Origin of the sequence: Paraburkholderia sp. SIMBA_054 (genome assembly GCF_046534875.1) — a bacterium.
In the GTDB taxonomy this organism is placed as follows: domain Bacteria; phylum Pseudomonadota; class Gammaproteobacteria; order Burkholderiales; family Burkholderiaceae; genus Paraburkholderia; species Paraburkholderia hospita.
The window spans coordinates 1-271 of the sequence record NZ_JAWRXV010000799.1; the positions used below are offsets into that span (position 1 = coordinate 1).

The 271-nt window shown below is 67.9% G+C and carries 1 protein-coding gene; it reads right to left on the bottom strand.

Features of this window, described 5'->3' with window-relative positions:
- On the bottom strand, positions 1 to 271 hold a 271-nt coding region (locus SB822_RS57300; RefSeq protein WP_410859133.1), incomplete at both ends, for an NAD(P)/FAD-dependent oxidoreductase.

The window sequence follows — 271 nt, forward strand, 5'->3', positions numbered from 1 at the left end:
GGCGAACGCTTCGGGCACCGGACGCTCGCCGGCAATGGCTGCGGCCAGCAATTCGCCGGAGACGGTGGTCGGCGCCATGCCGTGTCCGCCGAAGCCGACCGCGTGCCAGACGCCGTCCGCGCCGCGGCCGATTTGCGGCATCTTGTGACGCGCGTAGCTCATCAGTCCGCCCCACGCGTAGTCGATGCGCACGTCGTGTAGTTGCGGATACACCTTTAGCAGGTCGCGCCGCAGTAATCGCGCGATGACTTCAGGCGCGCGATCTCGCACT